The following is a 7,123-nucleotide window of genomic DNA, read 5'->3' on the forward strand; positions in this document are numbered from 1 at the left end:
GGCCGGAGGCGTACGAGCGGATGGGGCGGATCGTGCTGGAGGACTCCGCCGAACGCTGATCAGCTCCGGTGCGCCGGCAGGCCGTGCCGGGCGGCGGTGAGGAGGTCGTGCATCCGGTGGCCGAAGTCGTCGGCGTCGGCGGCGGGTTCGGGGAAGACCAGGCGGACGTCGCGGTGGCCGTGCGGGTGGTCCAGGCGCAGCACCAGGCCGTGGCGGTCCAGGGCGAGCGGGCGGACGTCGGGGTGCTCGGAGAGCAGGGCCGGGTCGAGCAGGCGGGTGAGGGCGTGGATCGCGTCGGCGTGGTCGTCGGCGAGGTGGGTGAGCAGCGCTGCCTCCTGGCGGGCCAGCGGGTCGGCGGCGGCCGCGGCGAGGTCGGCGGCGGTGAGGGCGCCGGTGCCGTACGGGGTGGCGAGGACGGCGTGGGCGACGTCCACGCGCAGGTGGACGCTGAGGCCGTCGTCGGCGAGGTGGGCCAGGTGCAGTCGGCCGGCCAGGGTGAGACGGGCGCGGACGCGGTCGCGGACGGCGACGGGGGCGACGTCGGTGACGTCGAGGACGATGGCGATCCCCTCGGTGGCGCCGGCGGCGGCCGCGGTGAGCGGGGCGTCCAGCGGGGCGCGCAGCCGCAGCCGGGAGCCGCGCACGGAGACCGGGGTGTCCAGGTCGTGGTGCTCGCCGAGGGCACGGACGGTGAGCGAGGAGGTCGCGCTGAGCAGGCTGTGGACCCGTTCGGCGGTGGTGGGCTCGGGCACCTCGGCGTCGCCGGTGTTCGGCCGGTTCATGGACGGACCTCCTGTTAGTTAGGTGAGCCTAACCTAATGTCCGGCTGAGGGTGTGGCAAGTGGGTGTGGCGGCATGCCGAGGGCCCGGACGTACGGGGCATCCGGGCCCTCGGTGGCTCCGCCGCGTCAGGCGACGACGGCCTGGGCGTCGATCTCCACCAGCATGGGCTCCTGGGGGAGTTCGACGAACACCGTGGTGCGGCAGGGCTTCACGCCGCCGGGCTTGATGTTCTCGTCGATGAACTCGGCGTAGACCTCGTTCATCAGCGGGAAGTCGGCGCGCTTGGTGAGGTAGACGCGGAACATCACCACGTCCTCGACGGTGGCGCCGCCGGCCTCGATGATCGCCTTGACGTTCTCCAGGGTGCGGCGGGTCTGGGCCTTCACATCGCCGTGGTGGAGGTACTCGCCGGTCGCCGGGTCCTGCGGGCCCTGGCCGGAGACCTGCAGGATCGGGCCCTTGCGGACACCCTGGGAGAACATCCACGCGGGGGCGGGGGCGCCGTCGGTGCGGATCTCGGTCTTCTCGGACATCGGTGTTCCTTACGGTGGTGACGGTTCGTCAGTTGTGGTCGGGGCGGCCGCAGTCGGCCGAAACGGCGCGGGTGGTGGCGAGCAGCTGCGGCAGGAGGTCCAGCACCTGCTCGTACGGGAGGAGGACGTCGGGCACGGAGATGGAGGCGGCGGCGACGACCCGGCCGCTGGCGTCCCGGATCGGGGCGGCCACGCAGTTGATGAAGGCCTCGTGCTCGGCGTGGTCCTGCGCCCAGCCCTGGGCGGCGACCTTCTCCAGCTCGGCCAGCAGCGCCTCGGGGGAGGTGAGGGTGCGCTCGGTGTGCGGGGTGAAGTCGATCCCGGCCACCACCCGGCGGCGCTCGGGCAGCGGCAGGTCGGCCAGCAGCACCTTGGAGACGGCGGCGCTGTGCAGGGCGGCGCGCAGGCCGATCCGGGAGTACATCCTGACCGGGTGTCGGGAGTCGAACTTGTCGATGTACACCACCTCGCCGCCCTCGTACGCGGCCAGGTGCACGGTCTGGCCGGTGGCGGAGTTCAGCTCGGCGAGGTGCGGGGCGGCGATCCGGCGGATGCCGCGCTGCTCCAGGGCGAGGCCGGAGAGGGCGAACAGGCCCGCGCCGAGGTGGTAGCGGTAGGCGGCGTCGCGGTAGACGAACCGTTCCTCCTCGAGGCTCTGGAGCAGTCGGAGCACGGTGGTCTTGTGCACGCCGAGCACCTCGGCCAGCTGGTCGAGGGAGCGTTCGCCCTCGCCGAGTTCGGTGAGGATGCGCAGGGCGCGGGTGACGGTCTGGCTCATCGTGCTCCGCTTCGAGGGCTGAGGGTCCTGCTCATTGTGCCCGGGCCCGGTCGGTCGGCGGCACCTTGGCCGGTGGCACCTTGGCCGGTGGCACCTTGGCCGGCAGTGCCGGGGAGGTGATGCCGTCGGCGCTGACCCGGGTGGCGGCCCAGTCGGCGGGGGAGGCGTCGAGCAGGGCGGTCAGCACGGGCCCGGGCGGCAGCTCGGCCTGGTCGCCGTGGGCGGTCAGCGCGCAGGCGGCGCTCAGGTGGCCGAGTCTCAGCCGGCGGCGCTGGTCCAGGCCGTGGAGGGTGCCGGCCAGGTAGCCGGCCGCGAAGGCGTCGCCCGCGCCGGTCGCCTCCACCACCTCGACGTCGAGGGCCGGCTCCGCGACCGCCGTACCGTCCCGCTCCAGGGCGGTGACCACCCGGGCGGCGTCCTTGACCACCACGGTGGCCGGGGTGGGGAAGCGGCGGCGCAGCGCGGCGGGCTCCCCGGTGCCGAAGGCGTCCTGCGCCTCGTCGGAGCCGAGCAGCAGCACGTCGGCGGCGTCCAGCAGCGGCGGCAGTACGGCCGGGTCGCGGTCCCGCCAGAGCGAGGGGCGCCAGTTGAGGTCGAAGCTGACCGTCCGGCCCGGCCGGCGGTCGGCGAGCAGAGCGCGCAGCAGGGCCAGGCAGTCGTCGGAGAGTGCGGCGGTGATGCCGGACAGGTGCAGCAGGCGGGCGCCGGACAGCAGTCGGGCGGCGGCCGGGTCGGTGAGCAGGGCCGGGGAGAGGGCGGCGGCCGCGGAGCCCCGGCGGTGGTAGTGCAGCCGGCTGCGGCCGGGGCCGAGGTCGTGCCGGTGGCCGGTGGCGCCGCCGACCTCCTTGAGGTAGAGGCCGGTCGGGCGGTGCGGGTCGACGGCGACGGCGGAGACGTCCACACCGCGGGCGGCGACCTCGGCGAGCAGGCGGCGGCCGAAACCGTCGTCGCCGACCCGGCTGATCCAGGCGGTCGGCACGCCGAGCGCGGCCAGTGCCCCGGCCACGTTGGACTCCGCTCCGCCGACGGACAGCCGGAAGTTCTCCACCGCCTCCAGCGGGCCCGGGCGGTCCGGGAGCAGGACGGCCATCGACTCGCCCACGCACACGGCCGTCGGGGGAGGGCCGGAGGGGGTCGAGCCCGGGGTGTCCTGTCGCGGCATCTGCTGGGCTCCTCGTCTGCGGCCGTTCCGCGGTGGGCGGGCCGACCAGGTTTGACCGTCAGTCGGTTCCGTTGACCTTGATCCGGCGCCGATGCTAGAACCGTGCTGCCAGCATGTGCAACCCTCGTTGCACATGTTGCAACATGGCGGATGGAGGAAGACGGTGGAGCAGACCTTCCCGAACGGTGGCACCCCCGGCGGTGGGGGCGCCCTCCCGGGCGGCAGCACCCTCGACAGCGGCGGCGCCTTCGCGACCAGCGCCCCCGGGCCCGGCATCGCCGAGGGCGCGGTGGCGGCCCTGGCCGAGGAGACGCTCGACTGGCGGTTCAAGGCCGCGCCCCCGGAGAGTTGGGGGCGCACCGCCCGCGACTGGCTCGCCACCGGCCCCACCCTCTCCTCGCTCGGCACCCCGCTGCTCACCCTCGACGGCGCCGCGCTCGACCACAACGTCCGCACCATGGCCCGCTGGTGCGCCGAGGCGGGCGTCGCGCTCGCCCCGCACGGCAAGACCACCATGGCGCCCGCCCTCTGGCAGGCCCAGCTCGCCGCCGGCAGCCACGGCATCACCCTGGCCAACCTGCCGCAGGTGCGGGTCGCCCGCGCCTTCGGGGTGCGGCGGATCCTGCTCGCCAACACCCTGCTCGACCCGGCCGGGCTCGCCTGGCTCGCCGCCGAACTCGCCGCCGACCCGGGCTTCGCCTTCCTCTGCTGGACCGACTCCACCGAGGGCGTCCGGCTGATGGACGAGGCGCTGCGCGCCGCCGGTGCCGAGCGGCCGCTCGAAGTGCTGGTCGAACTCGGCGGCCCCGGCGGGCGCACCGGAGCGCGCGGCGTGGACGCGGCCGTCGAGGTCGCCGCCGCCGTGCTGCGCGCGCCCACCCTGCGGCTCGCCGGAGTCGGCGGGTACGAGGGCGCGCTCGCGCACGACGCCGGCGCCGAGGGGCTGGCCGCCGTCCGCAGCTACCTCAAGGAGCTCGGCGAACTCCACGGGCGGCTGGCCGGCGCCTACCCGGAGGGCGTACGGCCGGTGGTCTCGGCCGGCGGCAGCGCCTACTTCGACCTGGTGGCCGAGGAACTGGCCGCCCTGCCGGAGGCACTGGTGGTGCTGCGCTCCGGTGCGTACATCGCCCACGACGACGGCTTCTACCGGGGCATCTCGCCACTCGCCCGGGGTGGCGGCCCGACACCGCTGCGGGCCGCGCTGCACGGGTGGGCCCGGGTGGCCTCCCGGCCCGAGCCGCAACTGGCGCTGCTGGACGCGGGCAAGCGCGACCTGCCCTTCGACGAGGGCCTTCCGGAGCCTCAACTGGTTCGCGGCGGAGCCGAGTTGACCGGAACGGCGGCGCGGATCAGCGCGCTCAACGACCAGCACGCCTTCCTGCGGGACGCGGGCGACCTCGCGCCGATCGGCGCGGTGCTGCGGCTCGGCATCTCGCACCCGTGCACGGCCTTCGACAAGTGGACGGCGATCCCGGTGCTGGACTCCGCGGACGCGGCCGAGCCGAAGGTCACCGGGCTGATCAGGACGTTCTTCTGATGGCGGACGCGGAGAGAGCCACCGGGACAGTCGCCGAGCGGACCGTCTTCAAGGGCGCGACCGTCATCGACGGCACCGGCGCCGAACGCTACCGGGCGGACGTCCTGATCGCGGACGGCCTGATCGCCGAGATCGGCCGCGGACTGGACGCCCCCACCGCGGTGGACGCCGACGGGCTGGTCCTCGCCCCCGGCTTCATCGACATGCACGCCCACTCCGACCTGGCCCTGCTGCTCGAACCCGAGCACCCGGCCAAGGTCACCCAGGGCGTCACCTGTGAAGTCCTCGGCCAGGACGGCCTGTCCTACGCCCCGGTCGACGGCAGCACGCTGCCCGCCCTGCGCCGCCAACTGGCGGGCTGGAACGGCGATCCGGAGGGCTTCGACTGGGACTGGCGCGACGTCGCCGGCTACCTGGACCGGATCGACCGAACCCGCGTCGCCGTCAACGCCTGCTACCTCGTCCCGCACGGCTCGCTGCGGATGCTCGCCATGGGCTGGGCCAACCGGCCGCCCACCCCGGCCGAACTCGACCGGATGCGACAGGTGTTGGCGCAGAGCCTGCTGGACGGTGCGGTCGGCATGTCCAGCGGCCTCAGCTACACCCCCGGGATGTACGCGGACACCGCCGAGCTGGTCGAGCTGTGCACCGTGGTCGCGGCCTACGGCGGCTTCCACGCCCCGCACCAACGCTCCTACGGAGCAGGGGCGTTGGAGGGGTACGCGGAGATGGTGGAGATATCCCGGCGGTCCGGCTGCGCACTGCACCTGACCCACGCCACGATGAACTTCGGCGTCAACCGGGGCCGGGCCGGCGAGCTGCTGGAACTGGTCGACCGGGCGCTCGCCGAGGGCGTCGACCTCACCCTGGACAGCTACCCCTACCTGCCCGGCTCCACCACCCTGGCGGCCCTGCTGCCGAGTTGGGCCACCGAGGGCGGCCCGGGCGCGACCCTGGCCCGGCTCGCCGACCCGGCGGAGTGCGAGCGGATCCGCTACGAGGTGGAGGAGAAGGGCAGCGACGGCTGCCACGGAGTGGTCACCGACTGGGCGACGATCCAGATCTCCGGGGTGCGGTCCGGCGACCTGGTGGGGGCGGTCGGCCGTACCGTCGCCGAACTCGCCGCCGAGCGCGGGTGCGGCGGGACGGAGGTCTTCCTTGACCTGCTGCGCCGCGACGAGTTGGCCACCACGATCCTCCAGCACGTCGGGCACGAGGAGAACGTCCGGGCGATCATGCGCCACCGTGCGCACACCGTCGGCAGTGACGGGCTGCTCGTCGGCGCACGGCCGCACCCGCGCGCCTGGGGCACCTTCCCGCGCTACCTCGGCTACTACAGCCGGGAGTTGGGCGTGCTGACGCTGGAGGAGGCGGTCGCCCGGATGACCGGCCGGCCCGCCGCCCGGCTGGGGCTGCACCGGCGCGGACGGGTCGCCGCCGGGTACCACGCGGACCTGGTGCTCCTCGACCCACGGCGGGTCCGGGACACCGCCACCTTCGAGCAACCCCGGCTGCCCGCCGAGGGGATCGAGTACGTGTACGTCAACGGCACCGCCGTCGTCCGGCAGGGTCACACCACCGGCGCCCGGCCCGGGCGCGCCCTGCGCCGCACCGATCGAGGAACTCTGGCCCGATGACTGACCTTTCCTTCCCCCGTGACTCCTTTCCGAGTGAGCCCTTCCCGAGCGACGAGCAGGTGATCGCGGTGGTCCGTGCGCCCCGGATCCCGGACGCCGCCGCGCTGTGTTCCGCGCTCGCCGAGGGCGGTATCAGCCTGACCGAATTCACCTACACCACGCCGGATGTGACGCAGCATCTGGAGCGTGCCTCGAAGGCCGGGTGGCGGGTCGGGGTCGGCACGGTGCTGACCGCCGACCAGGCCGAGCGCGGGATGGCCGCCGGGGCGTCCTTCCTGGTCACCCCCGGCTGCCGGCCCGAGGTCGCGGAGGCGGGCCGCTCGGCCGGGGTGCCGGTGGTGCTCGGGGCGCTCACTCCGACCGAGGTGGCGCGGGCGGTGGACCTCGGGGCCGCCGCCGTCAAGGTCTTCCCGGCCCGGGCGTTCGGCCCCGGGTACTTCAAGGACCTGCGCGGCCCGTACCCGGAGGTGCGGCTGGTGGCCTCGGGCGGGGTGAACGCGGGCAACGCGGCGGAGTTCCTGGCGCAGGGCGCGCTCGCGGTCTGTGCGGGAACGGACGTGGTGCCGCCGGAGGTGGTCGCGGCGGGGGACTGGGCGGAGATCACCCGGCGGGCCCGGGTGTTCACGGAGGCCTGCGCGGTGGTGGCGGCCGGCTGAGCGCGGGCCCTCGGGTCCTCGAGGGGCCGCGCGGGGT

The 7,123-nt window shown here is 74.7% G+C and carries 7 protein-coding genes; 3 read left to right on the forward strand and 4 right to left on the reverse strand.

Features of this window, described 5'->3' with window-relative positions; genetic code table 11:
• Positions 1-59: 59 nt before the first annotated feature.
• From J0670_RS25215 to J0670_RS25230, 4 genes are all read right to left on the reverse strand, one after another.
• On the reverse strand, positions 60-782 hold the full coding sequence (locus tag J0670_RS25215) for a DUF2470 domain-containing protein (RefSeq protein ID WP_207813951.1): 723 nt from the start codon (positions 780-782) through the stop codon (positions 60-62).
• 126 nt (positions 783-908) lie between these two features.
• Entirely contained in the window at positions 909-1,316 is a 408-nt protein-coding gene (locus J0670_RS25220; protein ID WP_207813952.1) for a RidA family protein, read from the reverse strand.
• Positions 1,317-1,344: 28 nt separating this feature from the next.
• The gene (locus tag J0670_RS25225; protein WP_207813953.1) at positions 1,345-2,094 is read right to left on the reverse strand and encodes an IclR family transcriptional regulator; all 750 of its coding nucleotides are present in this window, start codon (positions 2,092-2,094) and stop codon (positions 1,345-1,347) included.
• 31 nt (positions 2,095-2,125) lie between these two features.
• Positions 2,126-3,256: a sugar kinase gene (locus J0670_RS25230; protein WP_207813954.1), complete on the reverse strand. Its 1,131-nt coding sequence runs from the start codon at positions 3,254-3,256 to the stop codon at positions 2,126-2,128.
• A 163-nt stretch (positions 3,257-3,419) separates the two neighbouring features.
• On the opposite strand from J0670_RS25230, the gene J0670_RS25235 reads away from it, so the two are divergent.
• From J0670_RS25235 to J0670_RS25245, 3 genes are read left to right on the forward strand one after another with little or no spacing between them, the layout of a single operon-like run.
• Entirely contained in the window at positions 3,420-4,793 is a 1,374-nt protein-coding gene (locus tag J0670_RS25235; protein WP_374223160.1) for an alanine racemase, read from the forward strand.
• A complete protein-coding gene (locus J0670_RS25240) occupies positions 4,793-6,430 on the forward strand; it encodes an amidohydrolase family protein (RefSeq protein WP_207813956.1) in 1,638 nt (545 codons plus the stop codon). The genes J0670_RS25235 and J0670_RS25240 overlap by 1 nt, the downstream gene beginning before the upstream one ends.
• Positions 6,427-7,086 carry a bifunctional 4-hydroxy-2-oxoglutarate aldolase/2-dehydro-3-deoxy-phosphogluconate aldolase gene (locus J0670_RS25245; protein ID WP_207813957.1) on the forward strand — a complete coding sequence of 220 codons (660 nt, stop codon included), beginning with the start codon at positions 6,427-6,429 and terminating at the stop codon, positions 7,084-7,086. The genes J0670_RS25240 and J0670_RS25245 overlap by 4 nt, the downstream gene beginning before the upstream one ends.
• Positions 7,087-7,123: the final 37 nt, after the last annotated feature.

This window comes from Streptomyces sp. FH025 (assembly GCF_017427025.1).
In the GTDB taxonomy this organism is placed as follows: Bacteria; Actinomycetota; Actinomycetes; order Streptomycetales; family Streptomycetaceae; genus Kitasatospora.